This window comes from Chitinophaga sp. (assembly GCF_035761305.1).
Classification (GTDB): Bacteria; Bacteroidota; Bacteroidia; order Chitinophagales; family Chitinophagaceae; genus Chitinophaga.
On record NZ_DASTRI010000287.1, the window covers coordinates 1 to 15,807 of the forward strand.

General features: G+C 50.7%; 17 protein-coding genes. 8 read left to right on the plus strand and 9 right to left on the minus strand.

Features of this window, described 5'->3' with window-relative positions; genetic code table 11:
* From VFS25_RS24690 to VFS25_RS24705, 4 genes are all read left to right on the plus strand, one after another.
* A partial coding sequence (locus VFS25_RS24690) for an MvdC/MvdD family ATP grasp protein (protein ID WP_326464860.1) occupies window positions 1-953 on the plus strand: 953 nt, incomplete at its 5' end.
* Window positions 946-1,941: an MvdC/MvdD family ATP grasp protein gene (locus tag VFS25_RS24695; protein WP_326464861.1), complete on the plus strand. Its 996-nt coding sequence runs from the start codon at window positions 946-948 to the stop codon at window positions 1,939-1,941. The genes VFS25_RS24690 and VFS25_RS24695, both read left to right, overlap by 8 nt.
* Before the next feature lie 121 nt (window positions 1,942-2,062).
* Window positions 2,063-2,536, plus strand: a complete 474-nt coding sequence (locus VFS25_RS24700; protein WP_326464862.1) for a hypothetical protein — start codon at window positions 2,063-2,065, stop codon at window positions 2,534-2,536.
* Window positions 2,537-2,625: 89 nt separating this feature from the next.
* On the plus strand, window positions 2,626-3,126 hold the full coding sequence (locus VFS25_RS24705; RefSeq protein ID WP_326464863.1) for a hypothetical protein: 501 nt from the start codon (window positions 2,626-2,628) through the stop codon (window positions 3,124-3,126).
* Between the two features lie 5 nt (window positions 3,127-3,131).
* Here VFS25_RS24705 and VFS25_RS24710 read toward each other — a convergent pair whose 3' ends face one another.
* The 3 genes from VFS25_RS24710 to ispG form a co-directional block, all read right to left on the minus strand.
* Window positions 3,132-4,031, minus strand: a complete 900-nt coding sequence (locus VFS25_RS24710; protein WP_326464864.1) for a LysR substrate-binding domain-containing protein — start codon at window positions 4,029-4,031, stop codon at window positions 3,132-3,134.
* A gap of 81 nt (window positions 4,032-4,112) precedes the next feature.
* Window positions 4,113-4,379: a hypothetical protein gene (locus VFS25_RS24715; protein ID WP_326464865.1), complete on the minus strand. Its 267-nt coding sequence runs from the start codon at window positions 4,377-4,379 to the stop codon at window positions 4,113-4,115.
* A gap of 246 nt (window positions 4,380-4,625) precedes the next feature.
* Window positions 4,626-6,590 carry a (E)-4-hydroxy-3-methylbut-2-enyl-diphosphate synthase gene (gene ispG, locus VFS25_RS24720; protein ID WP_326464866.1) on the minus strand — a complete coding sequence of 655 codons (1,965 nt, stop codon included), beginning with the start codon at window positions 6,588-6,590 and terminating at the stop codon, window positions 4,626-4,628.
* 81 nt (window positions 6,591-6,671) lie between these two features.
* Between ispG and VFS25_RS24725 the strand changes: the two genes are divergently transcribed.
* Window positions 6,672-7,535: a helix-turn-helix domain-containing protein gene (locus VFS25_RS24725; protein ID WP_326464867.1), complete on the plus strand. Its 864-nt coding sequence runs from the start codon at window positions 6,672-6,674 to the stop codon at window positions 7,533-7,535.
* 156 nt (window positions 7,536-7,691) lie between these two features.
* On the opposite strand, the gene def is transcribed toward VFS25_RS24725, so the two are convergent.
* A complete protein-coding gene (gene def / locus VFS25_RS24730) occupies window positions 7,692-8,228 on the minus strand; it encodes a peptide deformylase (protein ID WP_326464868.1) in 537 nt (178 codons plus the stop codon).
* A 61-nt stretch (window positions 8,229-8,289) separates the two neighbouring features.
* Between def and VFS25_RS24735 the strand changes: the two genes are divergently transcribed.
* Window positions 8,290-9,108 carry an AraC family transcriptional regulator gene (locus VFS25_RS24735; RefSeq protein ID WP_326464869.1) on the plus strand — a complete coding sequence of 273 codons (819 nt, stop codon included), beginning with the start codon at window positions 8,290-8,292 and terminating at the stop codon, window positions 9,106-9,108.
* Here the strand turns inward: VFS25_RS24735 and VFS25_RS24740 are convergent.
* The 4 genes from VFS25_RS24740 to blaOXA form a co-directional block, all read right to left on the minus strand.
* On the minus strand, window positions 9,098-9,781 hold the full coding sequence (locus VFS25_RS24740) for an MgtC/SapB family protein (RefSeq protein WP_326464870.1): 684 nt from the start codon (window positions 9,779-9,781) through the stop codon (window positions 9,098-9,100). The genes VFS25_RS24735 and VFS25_RS24740 overlap by 11 nt on opposite strands.
* 32 nt (window positions 9,782-9,813) lie before the next feature.
* Window positions 9,814-10,554: a tetratricopeptide repeat protein gene (locus VFS25_RS24745; RefSeq protein ID WP_326464871.1), complete on the minus strand. Its 741-nt coding sequence runs from the start codon at window positions 10,552-10,554 to the stop codon at window positions 9,814-9,816.
* 2 nt (window positions 10,555-10,556) lie between these two features.
* Entirely contained in the window at window positions 10,557-11,585 is a 1,029-nt protein-coding gene (locus VFS25_RS24750; RefSeq protein WP_326464872.1) for a VWA domain-containing protein, read from the minus strand.
* A gap of 86 nt (window positions 11,586-11,671) precedes the next feature.
* The gene (gene blaOXA / locus VFS25_RS24755) at window positions 11,672-12,475 is read right to left on the minus strand and encodes a class D beta-lactamase (protein WP_326464873.1); all 804 of its coding nucleotides are present in this window, start codon (window positions 12,473-12,475) and stop codon (window positions 11,672-11,674) included.
* A gap of 91 nt (window positions 12,476-12,566) precedes the next feature.
* Here blaOXA and VFS25_RS24760 point away from each other — a divergent pair, with 91 nt between their 5' ends.
* Window positions 12,567-13,310, plus strand: coding sequence for a DUF3800 domain-containing protein (locus VFS25_RS24760; protein ID WP_326464874.1), 744 nt, complete (start codon window positions 12,567-12,569; stop codon window positions 13,308-13,310).
* A gap of 459 nt (window positions 13,311-13,769) precedes the next feature.
* On the opposite strand, the gene kbl is transcribed toward VFS25_RS24760, so the two are convergent.
* Window positions 13,770-14,990: a glycine C-acetyltransferase gene (gene kbl / locus VFS25_RS24765; protein ID WP_326464875.1), complete on the minus strand. Its 1,221-nt coding sequence runs from the start codon at window positions 14,988-14,990 to the stop codon at window positions 13,770-13,772.
* A 330-nt stretch (window positions 14,991-15,320) separates the two neighbouring features.
* Here kbl and VFS25_RS24770 point away from each other — a divergent pair, with 330 nt between their 5' ends.
* Window positions 15,321-15,806 carry an RNA polymerase sigma factor gene (locus VFS25_RS24770; RefSeq protein ID WP_326464876.1) on the plus strand — a complete coding sequence of 162 codons (486 nt, stop codon included), beginning with the start codon at window positions 15,321-15,323 and terminating at the stop codon, window positions 15,804-15,806.
* Window position 15,807: the final 1 nt, after the last annotated feature.

Here is a 15,807-nt window from a genome sequence, read left to right on the forward strand (position 1 = left end):
CACAGGATTTTTATACGATAGACCGTGTGCAGCAGCACCTCGAAAAGCTGGGTTATCCCTCCTGGCGCCTTAACTCCGACGAGTTGGGCGCCCGCTACCGGCTGCAGTATGAACTGGATAATGATACCCCGCAGCTGTACCTGCAGCTTGAACAAAAACGTATATCCGCCGCCGGTATTACCGGCGTATGGTACCGTAAGCTATGGGCGTTGCAAACTCCCCCCGCGCTTGATACTGCTTACCTGCCCGTATTTAACAGGGAGTACCGTACCGGCCTGCATATTTTTTTTGATGCACTGAAGCACGTGCCCTGGATCAATAACCTGGATGCTGACCATGCTGTATGTGGCAACAAGCTGCTGCAGCTGCAGGAGGCCCGGCAAAGCGGTTTGCAGGTACCCCGCACCCTGTTTACCAACAATCCTGAACAGGTGCGGGATTTTTATACCCGCTGCCAGGGCAATATAGTAATGAAGCTGCACGGCGCCCTTAGCCGCAGTATGGAAGGCGCCGGCGCTTTTTTTCCCACCACCCGCGTTACCGCGCAGCATTTACCGGGGTTAGATTCACTGGCCTATTGCCCCATGATTTTCCAGGAGCTGGTGCCCAAAGCCTATGAGCTGCGCATAGTATATGTGTGCGGCGCCTTTTATACCGGTAAAATCAATGCCACGCAGGATGCCGGCGGGCAAACGGACTGGCGTGCCGCCAACGCTGCCTTACCCTGGGCGCCCTATACCCTGCCGCCTGCAGTGGAAGCCAGTATACATAGGCTTATGCAGCGGCTGCGCCTTTCCTTTGGAGCGATAGATATGATACGCCGGCCCGATGGCGCGTATGTGTTCCTGGAAGTAAACCCCCAGGGCGAATGGGGCATGCTGCAAAAATACCTGGGCTACCCAATTGCCGAAACCATTGCAGAAAAACTTGTAAATAAGATACAACATGGCTAAACCAAAGGTGATCATACTCACGCATACCGAAGACAATATTTCCGTAGATACCGTAAGCCGCTTTGTGGAAGAAGCAGGCGGCCAGGCCATTCGTTTTAACGTAGACCGGTATCCGTTATACACCCGCCTTAGCTCCGTATACCGGCAGCAGCAGCAGGAGGTAACACTGGAAAATGAAACCGGCATCCATACCCTGCACGATGCAGCCGGCATCTGGTACCGCCGCAGCTACAACATTGGCAAGGGGTTGAACGAAGTGATAGATAAGGAATATATGCCGGCAGCACAGCTGGAGGCCAAGCGCACTCTGTTTGGGATGATTGAGGGGCTGGATATTTTCCAGATGGAGCGCTACAGCGTGTACCGCCGCCTTGACAGCAAAGAGGAGCAACTGCGTATAGCCGCTGCCTGCGGGCTTAACATACCTGCTACCTGCATTAGTAATAACCCCCACGATATCCGCCGCTTTGTAGCTGCGGTAAATGCGCCCGTGATCTCCAAAATGCAAAGCGCTTTTGCCATTTACCGGCAGGGGGTGGAACATGTGGTATTTACCAACGTGGTGGAAGAAAGCCATTTACAGGAGCTGGACAGCGTGCAGTACTGCCCCATGGTGTTCCAGGAGCGTATTGAAAAGCAGCTGGAGCTGCGGGTGAATATAGTAGGGTATGAGGTATTTGCCTTTAGCGTTAACTCCACTATATCGGAACGGGCCGCCACGGACTGGCGCAAGGAAGGCGCCACCCTGGTGGATAGCTGGACACCCTGCCGCCTGCCGGAAAAGGTGCAGCAGCTGCTGCTGGCCTTTATGGACCGCTATGGCCTTAATTATGGCGCTATAGACCTGGTATTAACGCCTGATAACCAATACTATTTCCTGGAAGTAAACGCTGCGGGGGAGTATTTCTGGCTGGATCAGCTGTGTGATAGCGCCATATCCCGGCAAATAGCCCGGGTGCTGCTGGGAAAGGCGCCGCGCCGGCGCTGACACGCAGATTATTTTTTTTGCGGTCGGGAGAAAACGTTTATTGCAGCGGTAACGTATATATGATCATATTGATACGTGAATGTACGGGAACGTTCCGCTTATCCGCCATAAAAATTAGTCATTGGATCTCAGAACTTACATAAACAGTGGAGCAATTGAATGCTGCTTATTGGGGCTGGCTACTGCCGACGAAGAGGCGGTGCTGGACCGTATGCGGCACCTGCACCCCGAGCTGGAGTCGGAAATTTCCGTAGTGGCCTATAAGCTGCAGCAGGCATCCATGGCCGGCGGGGTTACACCGCCCGCGGAGGTATGGGAAACCATCAGCCGTAAAGTAAAATGGGAGCCCCGCCACAACCACCGCAGCAAACGCCGGGAGCTGCCGCGCTATACGGTTATTAACCTGCGGGAGCCGCCCCGGCGCCGGTATATGCAGGTAAACCTGTGGTGGCGCTGCGTGTTTGTAGGGCTTTGTATGTTACTGGTAGTGCTGCTGGCCGTTAGCATTTACTTTTATAATAAATACCACCAGCTGGAGGATAAGCTGCTGCGCAGCTATCCAACTACACAGCAACCGCCTTCCTTAACAAAATAGCCCGCCCTGTTGTTTAAATGGTATATTTCTTGCTTTTGTTTGGTGCAAAAGCAGAGATTTGCACTCAAATTAAATTTTAACAGATGAAGATGAAAAATCTTGCCCTGGCAGCATTATGCCTGATCATAGCATCCCTGTTTGCTGTTTCCTGCGCCAGCTCATCCGGCGCTACTGCTACACAAGACATTTCCAAAAGCAGTGTAAAAGGTAATTGGGTGATAACCGACATCCAGTTTGAAGGAATACCCGCCAACAGTAAGGTAACCGTGTTTGACGAAGCTTCCTATAACTGCTTTAACGGCAGCAGCTGGGTATTACCCAATAACGGCAAAGGCTCTTATACATTATCCTCCACTGCAGAAGGCTGCAGCGCTGTTTCACAACCCATTATGTGGTCGTTATACAAGCAGGCCGGATCTACCATGTTCCAGTTCAAGAAATTATCCGAAGGCGTAAAGGCCAAGAATGTAACAGAAGGTTACCGGGTAGAGATCAGCTCTAACGACGGTAATACAATGGTATGGCGCGCGCCGGTTAATTTTGAGGGCAACAGCGCATTTATTGTGTATACCCTGCAACGCAGCAGGTAAGCATTTTACTTTTCCTCCTTCACCTCCTTACCGGCAAAACGCATGAACAGCTGCGCCAGCTTATCCTGCTGGCCCTGTAAATGCGTGAACCTGAATTGCCGTACCAGCTTGAAATTTTTTACCGGTAATATTTTAAACTCCCTGGCTTCCAGCTCACGGCTAACGGCCTGTAAGGAGATGAAGGCGGCCACCGGCGCATAGTGCAGGTATGATTTCATACTTTCTGTGCTGCTCATGTGCATGGCAATGTTCAGATCTGTCAGCTTCAGCTTTAAGCGTTTAAGCTCCTCCGTTATTACCTCCAGGGTGCCGGAGCCGTGCTCCCGCACCAGCAGCGGAATGGCCGTTAACTCTGCGGCTGTAAGCACCTCACCGGAGCCATAGCTGTATTTCATATTCCCGATAAGCGCAATTTCATCTTTGGAAAACTCCGTATACTTCAGCTGGGGGTTGCGGGAGCTGCCTTCTATAATACCCAGCTGTATGGTTTTTTCAACCAGGGCCTGTTCTATCTGCTCGGTATTACCGCTGATAAGGGAGGTTTTAATTTCCGGGTAGCGCTGGTTAAACCTGGCCAGCAGCGGCGGAATAAAGTATTGTGCAATAGTAGTGCTGGCGCCTATTTGCAGCCACCCGCCCCTTTCGTGCTTCAGCTGGTTAATATCATACTCCAGGTTACGGTAGCTGGTAAATATTTCATCTGCATAGCCCATCACAATGCGGCCGGCCTGCGTAATGGTAATTTTGTTGCCGATACGTTCAAACAGGGCCAGGCCCAGCTGCTGCTCCAGCTCATGAATATGTTTGGTAACGGCGGGTTGTGAAATAAACAGCTCTTCTGCCGCTTTGGTAAAGCTTAAACGCTTGGCAACGGTATAGAAGACCTTTAATCTGAAGTCCAACATGGGGTGAAATTACAAATAAAAAAGGGCCTCCGGAGAAGCCCATTTTTACTATAACAGTTTTAAACCTTGACTTGACGAGTGTTAACTTTTCTTTTTGGCGGTACCCTTATTGGCTTTGTAGCGCATATCCGGCGTACCGTCTTTCTTTTTAGGACCCTGGGTGGCCGCGGTTTTATTCGCCTTAAAACGTTTATCCGGTGTACCGTCCTTCTTTACGGGGCCGCTGCCGCTGGTGCCGGTGGCCGCCTTCTCCGTTTTGGATTTGGCTTTGGTATGGGCCGGCGTTTGCGCCAGGGTTACAGAAGCGCTTAATAGCAAAACAAGTATAGCTGTCAGCAATTGCTTCATAAAAGTTGTTTTAGATTAGTAAGATACGCATAAAAAGTATTTTCCCCTAAAAAACCAGTAGAAATACGCTTGTCTTACACCATTGCCGCAATGTACCTTTGTACTGTCCAATAAATACTGTTAGCCCCTGAAGCGTTCACCACCTATTGATGCAATGTGCTGAAACATTTTTCAGAATCATCCTGTTAACCTCAAAAAATAGCTATAGCAAAAATGTCCGCCGCGCCCCAGGCGGGCATTTTATTTTTACCCTGCCTGTGTTGCCGCTACGGTTTCCACCCACATGCCGTTCTCTTTTATCAGGTTAATCAGCTCAGTTACAGCTACCTCGCTGTTCAATCCCCGTTTTACCACTTCTTTACCCCGGTACAGGGTTATTTTGCCTACCCCGCTGCCCACATAGCCAAAATCAGCGTCGGCCATTTCACCGGGGCCATTCACAATACAACCCATAATGGCAATTTTTACCCCTTTCAGGTGGTTGGTTACTGCCCGTATTTTGGCGGTGGTTTCCTGCAGGTCAAACAAAGTGCGGCCGCAGGAGGGGCAGGAAATATATTCTGTTTTGGAAATGCGTGTGCGCGTGGCCTGCAGTATGCCGAAAGCTATGGGATTAATACGGGCCAGATCCTGCGTGGTGCGCTGCGGGGTATAGTTAATGCCCAGGGCAATACCGTCGCCAAAACCATCCAGCAGCAGCGCGCCGGTTTCTATGGCGTATTGCAGCAGGCGGTCGTCCGGCGTTGCTTGCTTGCTGGCGCTTAGCAGTATTACCGGCGTTTGCACCTGTTGCTCCATCAGCGTTATTAACATGCGCCTTACTTCGGGCATGGCATGCTTATTTTCAGTGGCGGTTATGCACAGCACTGCCGTGGTATCTGTTTTCAGCTTTTGCAGCAGGGCATCCGGCAAGGGCTTTCCGCTGTCTGCATCTATGATGTTCAGCACCGGCGATAGTTTTGTGTTACCCAGGTAGGCTTCCTGCGTCAGGTAAGGGAAATATTTTTCCTTGTCGGTTGCCTGCAGCCAGCTTTCGTAGGGTGTTATCACCTTTAAGGTGCCGGGTAAGGCAAAAGGCAGCTCCTGCTCTGTGAAAATATAATCGGCTGCCTGGTCGGCAATATTCCATTTATCGGTAATGGCGTCATACTGGTAGCCAATGGCCTGCAGGTCGTTGGGCTGAATGTTTTGAATGCCGCGAAAATCCGCTACCACCACCGGTACCTGTTTGCCGCCAATGTTATCCACGGCAATGGTTTCCCGGCGTTTATATTCAAAGGGGGAGTAGGGCAGCTTGTCAACCGGCGGTATGGGCGTATGTTCTTCCCGGTTAGTATAGCGCTTTACCAGGTCGCGGCAAACGGGCAGCTCAAACTCAGGATCTTCTGTAAGCGATACGCGTATGGTGTCGCCCACGCCGTCTTCCAGCAGGGTGCCTATGCCAATGGCCGATTTAATACGGCCGTCTTCCCCGTCGCCGGCTTCTGTTACGCCCAGGTGCAGGGGATAGCAGTACCCCAGTTCCTGCTGCATGGTTTGCACCAGCAGGCGGTAGGCCTGCACCATTACCTGCGGGTTGCTGGATTTCATGCTCAGCACAATGTTATGGTAGTGCAGGTCGCCGGCTATGCGCAAAAATTCCATAGCGCTTTCCACCATGCCCATGGGCGTATCGCCGTAGCGGCTCATTATGCGGTCGCTCAGCGAGCCGTGGTTGGTGCCTATACGCATGGCGGTGCCATACTCTTTGCAAATATTCACCAGCGGGGTAAACCGCTCGCGAATACGGTCTATTTCAGCCTGGTACTCGGTATCGGTATATACCAGGGTTTCAAACTTCTTCTTATCTACATAGTTACCCGGGTTTACCCGTACCTTTTCCACGATACGGGCGGCAATTTCAGCGGCATTGGGCGTAAAGTGTATATCGGCCACCAGCGGCGTGTGGTAGCCCCTTTTGCGCAGCTCATTTTTAATGGGAAGCAGGTTTTCTGCTTCGCTTTTACTGGGCGCAGTAATGCGTACCAGCTCGGCGCCGGCTTCTATACAACGGATGGCCTGGGCCACGGTAGCGGCCGTGTTCATGGTGTCCGTGGTGGTCATGGTTTGAATGCGGATAGGGTGCTGGCTCCCGATAAGGAGGTCGCCCACCTTTACTTCGAGGGTGGGTAAACGCTTGTATGCGGTAAGTGAAGGGCAATATAGCTGCATAGTACAGCAAAGGTAAAGAATAGTGACAAGTTGCAAGCCGGCGGCGCAAACCCATGCTACAATTCTTTAAATTTGACGGGTATGCTGCATAAACACACAGATATACCTTACCAGCAGCTGCCCTTTGTAGGACAATTTAATATATTCCCCCTGGGGGACTTTAACGGAGAACCTAACCGGCAGCCGCACCGGCATGATCATTACCAGGTTATCTGGTTCTCAAAGGGCTGCGGGCAGCACGTGGTGGATTTTGTTTCATACGAGCTGCAGGATAACATGCTGTTCCTGCTGGAGCCGGGGCAGGTACACCAGCTGCTGGACGACGGAAAGGAGGGGCATGTGATCACCTTTACAGAGCAGTTTTACTTCAGCAACCGCCTGGAGCGTGGTACCATGTATGATTTTACCAGCCTGTTTGATGCTACCCCCGGCTATGCTCCCATCCACATCAACACGCATACGGCAGCGGCCCTGGAGCTGCTGGCAAATCTTATGTACCGCGAAAAGAGCGCCCCCAACAGCAACCGCAACATCATTAAACATTACCTGAATGCTTTTTTACTGCAGGCCGAAAGGGAGAAAAGGCGCAACGCTGCCCAGGCTACAGCGCCCCTGCCGGGCAACGAGCGGGTGGCGCAGCTGCGGCGCCTGCTGGAAAAACATTTCCGCACACAGCACCATGTTGCCTTTTATGCTGCCGCGTTTTCCTTAACGCCCAAGCGCCTGAACGAAATTACACGGGAACATACGGGCAAAACCATTACAGAGCTGCTGCACAACCGCCTGGTGCTGGAAGCCAAGCGCAAGCTGGCGTTTAGCCATAAAAGCGTAAAGGAGATCACTTATGAGCTTGGGTTTGAAGACCCGGCCTACTTCAGCCGTTTTTTTAAGAATCATGCCGGCATTGCCCCACAGGATTTCAGGGATAAAATGCTGAAAGCTTAACGCGGAACACAAAACGCTAAAGGCCTAACGCAGAATGCGAAATGCAAAACGGTGAATGCTCAATGTGAAACGCTAATGCAAATGCCTGATGCCTAATGCCAACGCTGCACACTTTCTAATAAAACCCACAAGCGTTTAGTGTTCAGCATTTCGCCCTCAACGTTTCATAGGATAAGGGCTTTTTACCTTTCCCTTGCTGATGGCCTGCAGCTTGTTTTGCAGCAGGCGCCGCCGCAGGGGCGGCAGGTAATCAACGTACAGCTTGCCCTGTGTATGGTCATACTCATGCTGTATCATACGCGCGGTGCTGCCATGGTAGGTTTGGGTAAGGGTATTAAAGGCTTCATCCTGGTATTGGATGGTAATGCTGCAGGCGCGGCCCACCTCCTCCCATATGCCCGGTATGCTCAGGCAGCCTTCCGTATCTGAACAGGTATCTGTACTATAATTCAATATCCGGGCATTCAGGAATGCCTGCCGTATGCCGTTACCGGTATCTGCAGCGGTGCTGTCTACTATAAACAGCAGCAAGGGCTGGTTTACCTGGGGGGCGGCCAGGCCCACACCACCGGCATTTTCCAGCGTATGCCACATATCGTTCACCAGCTTTTGCAGGCCAGGGGTGGCGGGGGTTACCGGCCGGCCGGGTGTACGTAACACGGCTGCTCCATAAGCTACAATAGGTAATATCATACTGCAAAACAAGCGTAATGCGGGCCGCCGGAATAGTAGATTTTAGACATATTTTTGCAACATGCCGGTTGACATACTTGCACATATTTTCCGCGAAAAGCTTTGCGCCGTAGCGCCCGCACAGGCCCTGCAGGAAACTGTGGCCGGTTATTACTGGTGCACCAGCGGGCAAAACGGGCGCCCGGTATGGGCTACGCTGCACGGGCATCCGGCCCTGCTGTTCCTGCTGGATGCGCCTTACAGCATACAGTTCACGGGCAGGCATGCCCTGTGTTTGCAGCATGCTTTCTTTTGTTGCTATGGCCTGCACCACACCTATATACAGGCCTGGCCAAAGGGAATGCGTATGCTGGTGGTGCAGTTTACCTGCAACGGCTTATTCCGGTTACTGCAGCAACCTTTGCCTGCGGTAGCAGCGGCGCCGCTGCTGCCGGTTACTGCGGTATGGGGCGCGGCAGGGCAGCAGCTGGCCGAAAGCATTTGCCGGGCAGGCAGCCAGGCAGCGCAGGCCGCCCTGCTGGATAACTTTTTGCTGGCACAGCTACCGGCCTGCCCGCCGCCAGGCTACCTGGTGCAGGCGGCTGTACAGTATATCCGTAGCCGTGAGGGGCAGGTGAACGTGGCCGCTGTATGTAACCACCTGGGAGTAAATTATAAATGGCTGGAGCGCAACTTCCGCAACCAGCTGGGCATTACGCCCATGGCCTATATTGACACTACCCGCTTCCTGCACGCTTACCTCAGTATGGGGCAGCCCGGCCAAAGCCTTACCAGCATAGCGTTGCAACATGGTTATTATGACCAGGCACATTTTATCAAAGCATTTAAGAAACATACGGGGAAAGCGCCCTCTATAGAAAAACCGGCGGTTACTGTGTAAGATAGCTTACCTCCTGCACGCCGGCTGCCTGCCGCAGGGCATCAATGGCTTTGAGCACAGCCGGCTGCTGCGCTGTTTTGTTGAGTGTTATCCGCAGCCCGTCCGACTCCGCTTTTTCAAGCGGGTGAAGGGTAATTTCATCAAACTGTAAATTATGCTGCTGTAACAGGGCGGCAATGGTGTGTAAGGTATTGCCGGAGTGGGTAAGGCTTACATGGATGATCCGCGCCTTCCTGATGCCAAAGAATTTTTTTTCCAGGGGTTTCAGCACAGCCAGTATTACAAGGGTAATGGCGGTGGTTGCGCCGGCTGCTATGTACATGCCGCCGCCCACGGCCAGCCCGATGGCGGCAACTGTCCAAAGGCCGGCTGCGGTGGTAAGCCCCCGCACTACCCGCTGCCGCAGGAATAAAATGGTGCCCGCGCCTATGAAGCCAATGCCGCTGATTACCTGTGCGGCTACACGGGAAGGATCCAGCGTTACGGATGGGTGGGTGATAATTTCTTCAAAGCCATAGGCCGAAACCAGCATAGCTAAAGCAGATCCCAGGCATACCAGCATATGCGTACGCAGCCCCGCTGCCCAGGCCAGCCGCTGCCTTTCCAGGCCTACCAGGCTGCCCAATACTGCGGCTAATACTAAACGGATAATAATTTCGCTTGTGCTTAGCATGTTTACAGGTTTGGTAAACCACTGCAAATAAGCTACCAGTCTTTTTCTACCTGTACGGGCTGGCCCTTTGCCTTCTTCATTTTGTCCTGCAGCTTCTTTTCTTCCTGGTTCAGGGCCTGCAGCAGTCTTTCGGCTTCCTGCTTATCCAGCTTACTGGGTTGGGGTTGCGGCTTTTGCTGCTGGTCCTGCTGCTCTTTGTCTTTATTCTGCTGGTCCTGTTTCTGATCTTTCTGCTGGTTTTGTTGCTGGTTTTGCTGGTCCTGCTTTTTCTTATCCTTCTCCTTGTTCTCTTTATTATCCTTATTATTACCGCCGCCGCCTTGCTGCTGTTTTTTCAGCATGGCTTGCGCATAGGCCAGGTTATACCGTGCTTCTTCATCAGCAGGGTTCATTTTCAGCGTTTGTTTGTAGGCCTTAATGCTTTCTTCCCATTTTTTGCCTTCCATATAGGTGTTGCCAATGTTATAGCTGGCATCGCCTTTCACGGTTTTGTCTTTTGATAGCTTCAGGCTGTTGGCATATTGGGTACGGGCGTCGTCAAAGCGTTTTTGCTCGTACAGGGAGTTGCCCAGGTTATAACGCCCTACATCCGACTGCTGGTTTTGTTCCAGCGCTTTTTTGTAATTGGCTTCCGCATCGGTGTACTGCTTTTGCTGGTACAGCTTATTGCCTTTGCGGATATATTTATTGCCGGTTTGCGCCCAGGCAGTGCTGCCAAGACATAACAAGCCAGCCAGGATAAGTATGCGGTAAGTGTTTTTCATTTGCAGCATGATCATTCTTTAACAATGGTTACAACATCCTCTTCTTTAGGCCGTTTTACTTCCGGTATAAAAAATTCTGCTACTATCAGCAGCAGGCAGGCTGCCAGAAAGTAATAGAAATAGCTGTTATAGTCTGTAAATATATTTTCGCCAAACTCTTTTTGCTCCATGCCGTCTATCTTGCTTACAAGGCTGTTCACCACTTCTTCGGTATTATTGTCCAGGTGCTGGTAAATGCCTTTGCCGGCAGCGGCAATAGACTTCAGCTCGTTTTCATTCAGCTTGGAAATAACAATATTGCCTTCCCGGTCTTTTTTAGGACCGCCGGTTTCGGGGTCGGGCAGGGGAGAGCCGGTGGTAGAGCCAATGCCAATGGTATTAATCACCACGCCTTCATCAAAGGCTGCCCGGGCCTTTTGCAGGGCGCCTTCATCATGGTCTTCCCCGTCGGAAATGAGAATAAGGGCTTTATGCTTGCGTTCCTTTTTATTAAAGGCCTCATTGCTGGCCTGTATGGCCTGGGAAATGGCGGTACCCTGGGTAGGTATCATATCCGGGCTTACAGTGCTCAGGTACATTCTTGCGGCAGAGTAGTCAATGGTGAGCGGCATTTGCAGGTAGGCGTTGCCGGCAAACACCACCAGGCCTACACGGTCATTATCCAGCTTGTCCATTAGCTTGGTAATAAGCTGTTTGGAACGGGTAAGGCGGTCGGGTTTAATATCGGTGGCCAGCATGCTCTTACTAACATCCAGGGCAATTACCACATCCACACCCTTGCGGGTGATCTTTTCCATGCGGCTGCCCTTTTGCAGGTTAGCCAGCCCCACCACGCCAAAAAAGAAAGCCAGGAACAGCAGCAGGAACTTGAGGGTGAACAGGCGGCGGCTATAGCCCAGGAACAGCTTTTCCACCAGGGCAGGGTCGCCCAGGCGGCGTATAGAGCGGCGTTTCCACCACGATACGCTGATGAAAGCCAGCTGCAGCACCAGCAAAAACACCAGTGCCCATAAATATTCACTATGCTGAAAACGTAACATATGGGTCAAATATAAATTTTTTGCTACGTTTTACAGAGCGAAAAGCCGGGGATTTAGGAGTTTTTTAACGGTATAATACCCTGTGCTTACTTGCGCCCCTCAAAATAGCCTTCCTCTTTCAGGATATTTTTCAGGATGCTCATACGTGCGCCGCGCATTTCAATATTCGGGTCTTCAGACTCAATGTTCAGCACAAAAAAGGTAGGGTGCCCATTCTCTTCCACCCAGCCGGTAATCCATCCTATTGCCTTTTTACCATCCCTGCCCCAGCCGGTTTTGTAGCTCAGCTCATATTTTCCGGTTTTTTCCATCAGCATAACGGCGCGCACCCACTGCATGGTGGTTTTGTGAAAGGGCAGCGCATCGAAATACAGCTTCTTTACCAGGCCCAGCTGCTCATCCGGTGAGATTTTCAGGGAGTTATCCAGCCAAAAGGTATCTATACGGCTGATTTTCATATTGCCGTATTTAACGGAGTCCAGCCATTTTTGCATGGTGGGCTTACCAATGCGGCGGGCCACTTCCTGGAAGTAAGGTACGGATGATACATGAAAAGCGTGCTGCATGCTCAGGTCCTGGTTCCATTCCGGCATTTCCCGGGTAATGCCGTCCCATTTTATAACCATGGAGGTATCTTTAATAACCCCGGTTTCCAGGCCTACCAGGGCATTGAATATTTTGAAGGTAGATGCCGGCAGAAAACGCTCCTTGGCGCGTTCCAGGTTATATACCTTAAATACGCCCTTGCTGTTGTCAAACAGCATAAAGCAGCCTTCCACCTTGTATTGCGTAAAGTATTTTTCCCAGCTTTTTTCTTCCGATACGTTGTTAGGAGCGCAGGCATTCACCAGTAGGGTTGCCAGCAGGCCTATCCAGGCTAGATGTTTCATGGATTTGTTAGATTAATTGCTGCAAAAGTAGATAAATCAGTGGTAAGATGCAGGAGATGTCTGATTGCCTTGGTAATCTTATATTTAGGAAATGAACCCCAAAGGAAAACTTTACCATATCTACTGCGATGAAAGCCGTCAGTCAAAAGACCGCTTCATGATCATCGGTGGTATAATCATTCCCGCAGAGAGTGTGCAGAATTTTGAGGCTACTATGCAGCAGTATAGAGCAGAGCAGAATATGCATGCGGAATTAAAGTGGTCAAAAGTTACCAACCAGAAATACAAAGAATACCAGCGCTTCATAGATTACTTTTTTGCGCTTAATAATACGGATAAGCTTCACTTTAAAGCGATTGTAATTGATAACCACCAGGTAAACCATCATAAATATAATAATGGCAATAAGGAGCTCGGCTTTTATAAGTTCTACTACCAGCTGTTATTGCATTGCTTTGGGTTGCCCTGCTATAAGCGCGACGAGCAGACAAGATTCATTATTCATCCTGATCATCGGCACTCTTCTTATTCTTTAGGCGAGCTAAAAGTGATTTTAAACCGGGGCTTAAGTAAGAAATTGGGAATTCAAACCAATGCTTTTGTAGCGATAGAACCTAAAGACTCCAGGCAGTCTGAGATCGTACAGATTGTGGATATTATACTGGGGGCTATCGGGTTTCAAAAGAATGGGTACCAGTTATTAGCTGATTCAAGAAAGGCAAAAATCGACCTGGTAAACTATATTGCCCGCTCCGCAGGCCTGCCCGGCCTTACAGAAAATACTTCCAGGTTAACCGAAAGATTTACAATCTGGAACTTTAAATTAAGGCAATAAAAAAAGCGTCCGAATGATCTACGCGATAGCTACCTTTTCAGGTTTCCCACACTTCAGCGTGGGTTTTCGATCAAATGTGACGCTGTTCAAATTTATGCAAATTTAGCCAATTCCACCTTTTTCCACTCAGAAAACATAATTAATGCTAATAATCAATCTCTTATGTGATGATAAAAAATAACCCCCTGAACATATCAGGGGGTTTTTTCACTATCCCTATTTAATGGTGGTTTTATTGCGGTGCTATTGGTATGCTTCCCTCCTGGAAAGGCCCTTTTTCCCCTGCACTACTGCGGTGCAACTGCGGAAAAACGGGGTTTTCCCTAGGGAGCTATTGCTGCGCCATTGCTGCGCAACTACTCCCCCCTGCATAAACCCCCACATCTTTTCCTACCCGGGGTTCAGTATCGGCTATTTTGCCCCAATCATCTTTCCCAATCGCTTAAAACCCCCGCTCTTCTACCTTATTTCCTGCTTTGTACTTCCTGCTTCGGCTTTTATCACCCCCAGCGCTTTACCTACCTTGGTAAATGCCGCAATGGCCTTATCCAGGTGCTCCTGCTCGTGGGCGGCGCTCAGCTGCACGCGTATACGCGCCTGGCCTTTGGGCACTACGGGGAAAAAGAAGCCGATCACATATATGCCTTCCTGCAGCAGCTTGTCGGCAAACTGCTGGCTCAACACCGCATCGTACAGCATTACCGGTACAATGGGGTGGTCGCCGGGCTTTATGTCAAAGCCTGCTGCCGTCATTTTACTGCGGAAGTATTGGGTGTTATATTCCAGCTTGTCGCGCAGGGCAGTGGTTTGGCTCAGCATATCCAGCACGGCAATGGAAGCGCCTACTATGCTGGGCGCCACGGAATTGGAGAACAGGTAGGGCCGGCTGCGCTGGCGCAGCATGTCTATCACTTCTTTTTTACCGCTGGTAAAACCGCCGGAAGCGCCGCCCAGGGCTTTGCCCAGCGTGCCGGTAATAATATCTACCCGGCCCATAACGCCCCGGTACTCATGGGTGCCGCGGCCGGTTTTGCCTAAAAAGCCGGATGAATGGCTTTCATCGCTCATCACAATGGCGTCATACTTATCCGCCAGGTCGCAGATCTTGTCCAGCTGCGCAATGGTGCCGTCCATGCTGAAAGAGCCGTCTGTAACAATAATGCGGCTGCGGGCGCCGGCGGCTTCCTGTAGTTTGGCTTCCAGGTCGGCCATGTTATTATGCTCGTAACGGAAACGCTGCGCTTTGCACAGGCGTACCCCGTCAATAATAGAGGCATGGTTCAGCGCATCGGAAATAATAGCGTCCTGTTCGTTGAACAGGGGCTCAAACACCCCGCCATTGGCATCAAAAGCCGCGGCGTACAGGATGGCGTCTTCCATACCCAGGAACGCCGCTATCTTCTGTTCCAGCTCCCGGTGAATATCCTGGGTGCCGCAAATAAAGCGTACACTGCTCATACCATAGCCATGCGTGTCAATAGCTTCCTTGGCGGCAGCTATTACCGCCGGGTGGGAGCTTAGCCCCAGGTAATTGTTGGCGCAAAAGTTCACCACGGTTTTGCCGCCTACCTGTATCTCGGCTCCCTGTTCGGAAGTAATGATCCGCTCGTTTTTATACAGGCCGGCCTCCCGGATCTCGTTCAGCTCCTGCTCTAAACGGGTAATAAAGCGCTGGTTCATAAACTTGGTATTTATGTGACAAATTTATGTGAATAAATGTAGTACCATTCCACGAGCCCGCCCGCCCTTTCCCGGTTTTCTCCAAAAAGTTTGACCCGGTTGTAACATTTACAGGTGGCCCTACGTCATAGTACTATCATTTACGCGATAAATTGAATGAAAGCATTCCTGCACGTTTATGGAAAATAGTGGCGTCAGATAACGGGAGTCTTATGCCGCTGAGAGAGGCCGGAACGGTAAATAGCACACCAGCTGCAGCCAGTTAATGACGGGAAAGGATCGGTTTTCAGGTATTTGTCGGAACTTAGCACTAAAATCCCGCAACACCGGATGACGGAAAAGGAGTACAATAAGTGCGTAGATCTGTATGCTGACAATCTCTTCCGGTTCATTGTAAAAAACCTTGAACACACGGAAGATGCCAGGGATGTAGTTCAGAACGCATTTGAAATATTATGGAAACACTGTAATGACGTTCCTTTTGAAAAGGCGAAGTCATACCTGTTTACAGTGGCCTACCATAATATGATCGACCATGTGAGAAAGGTGAAGCGCATTACCCTGGTAGACCAGTTCCGGGAGGAAACAAAAATATCGGAGCAGCGCGTGCATAACGCCAAAAATGTACTGGAAAAAGCCCTGAACCGGCTTACCGAAGTACAGCGCTCCCTGATACTGCTGAAAGATTATGAGGGCTACAGCTATGAGGAGATCAGCAGCATCATGCATCTGAACCCTTCGCAGGTAAAAGTGTACCTGCACCGGGCCCGGATACACTTAAAGAACTATCTGATAAAAATGGAAAACGTTATATAAC

Excerpts from the sequence above, each read along its gene's own strand:
- VFS25_RS24695 (WP_326464861.1), top strand. The coding sequence starts at position 946 with ATGGCTAAACCAAAGGTGATCATACTCACGCATACCGAAGACAATATT.
- VFS25_RS24705 (WP_326464863.1), top strand. The coding sequence starts at position 2,626 with ATGAAAAATCTTGCCCTGGCAGCATTATGCCTGATCATAGCATCCCTG.
- VFS25_RS24710 (WP_326464864.1), bottom strand. The coding sequence starts at position 4,031 with ATGTTGGACTTCAGATTAAAGGTCTTCTATACCGTTGCCAAGCGTTTA.
- VFS25_RS24715 (WP_326464865.1), bottom strand. The coding sequence starts at position 4,379 with ATGAAGCAATTGCTGACAGCTATACTTGTTTTGCTATTAAGCGCTTCT.
- ispG (WP_326464866.1), bottom strand. The coding sequence starts at position 6,590 with ATGCAGCTATATTGCCCTTCACTTACCGCATACAAGCGTTTACCCACC.
- VFS25_RS24725 (WP_326464867.1), top strand. The coding sequence starts at position 6,672 with ATGCTGCATAAACACACAGATATACCTTACCAGCAGCTGCCCTTTGTA.
- def (WP_326464868.1), bottom strand. The coding sequence starts at position 8,228 with ATGATATTACCTATTGTAGCTTATGGAGCAGCCGTGTTACGTACACCC.
- VFS25_RS24735 (WP_326464869.1), top strand. The coding sequence starts at position 8,290 with ATGCCGGTTGACATACTTGCACATATTTTCCGCGAAAAGCTTTGCGCC.
- VFS25_RS24740 (WP_326464870.1), bottom strand. The coding sequence starts at position 9,781 with ATGCTAAGCACAAGCGAAATTATTATCCGTTTAGTATTAGCCGCAGTA.
- VFS25_RS24745 (WP_326464871.1), bottom strand. The coding sequence starts at position 10,554 with ATGCTGCAAATGAAAAACACTTACCGCATACTTATCCTGGCTGGCTTG.
- VFS25_RS24750 (WP_326464872.1), bottom strand. The coding sequence starts at position 11,585 with ATGTTACGTTTTCAGCATAGTGAATATTTATGGGCACTGGTGTTTTTG.
- blaOXA (WP_326464873.1), bottom strand. The coding sequence starts at position 12,475 with ATGAAACATCTAGCCTGGATAGGCCTGCTGGCAACCCTACTGGTGAAT.
- VFS25_RS24760 (WP_326464874.1), top strand. The coding sequence starts at position 12,567 with ATGAACCCCAAAGGAAAACTTTACCATATCTACTGCGATGAAAGCCGT.
- kbl (WP_326464875.1), bottom strand. The coding sequence starts at position 14,990 with ATGAACCAGCGCTTTATTACCCGTTTAGAGCAGGAGCTGAACGAGATC.
- VFS25_RS24770 (WP_326464876.1), top strand. The coding sequence starts at position 15,321 with ATGACGGAAAAGGAGTACAATAAGTGCGTAGATCTGTATGCTGACAAT.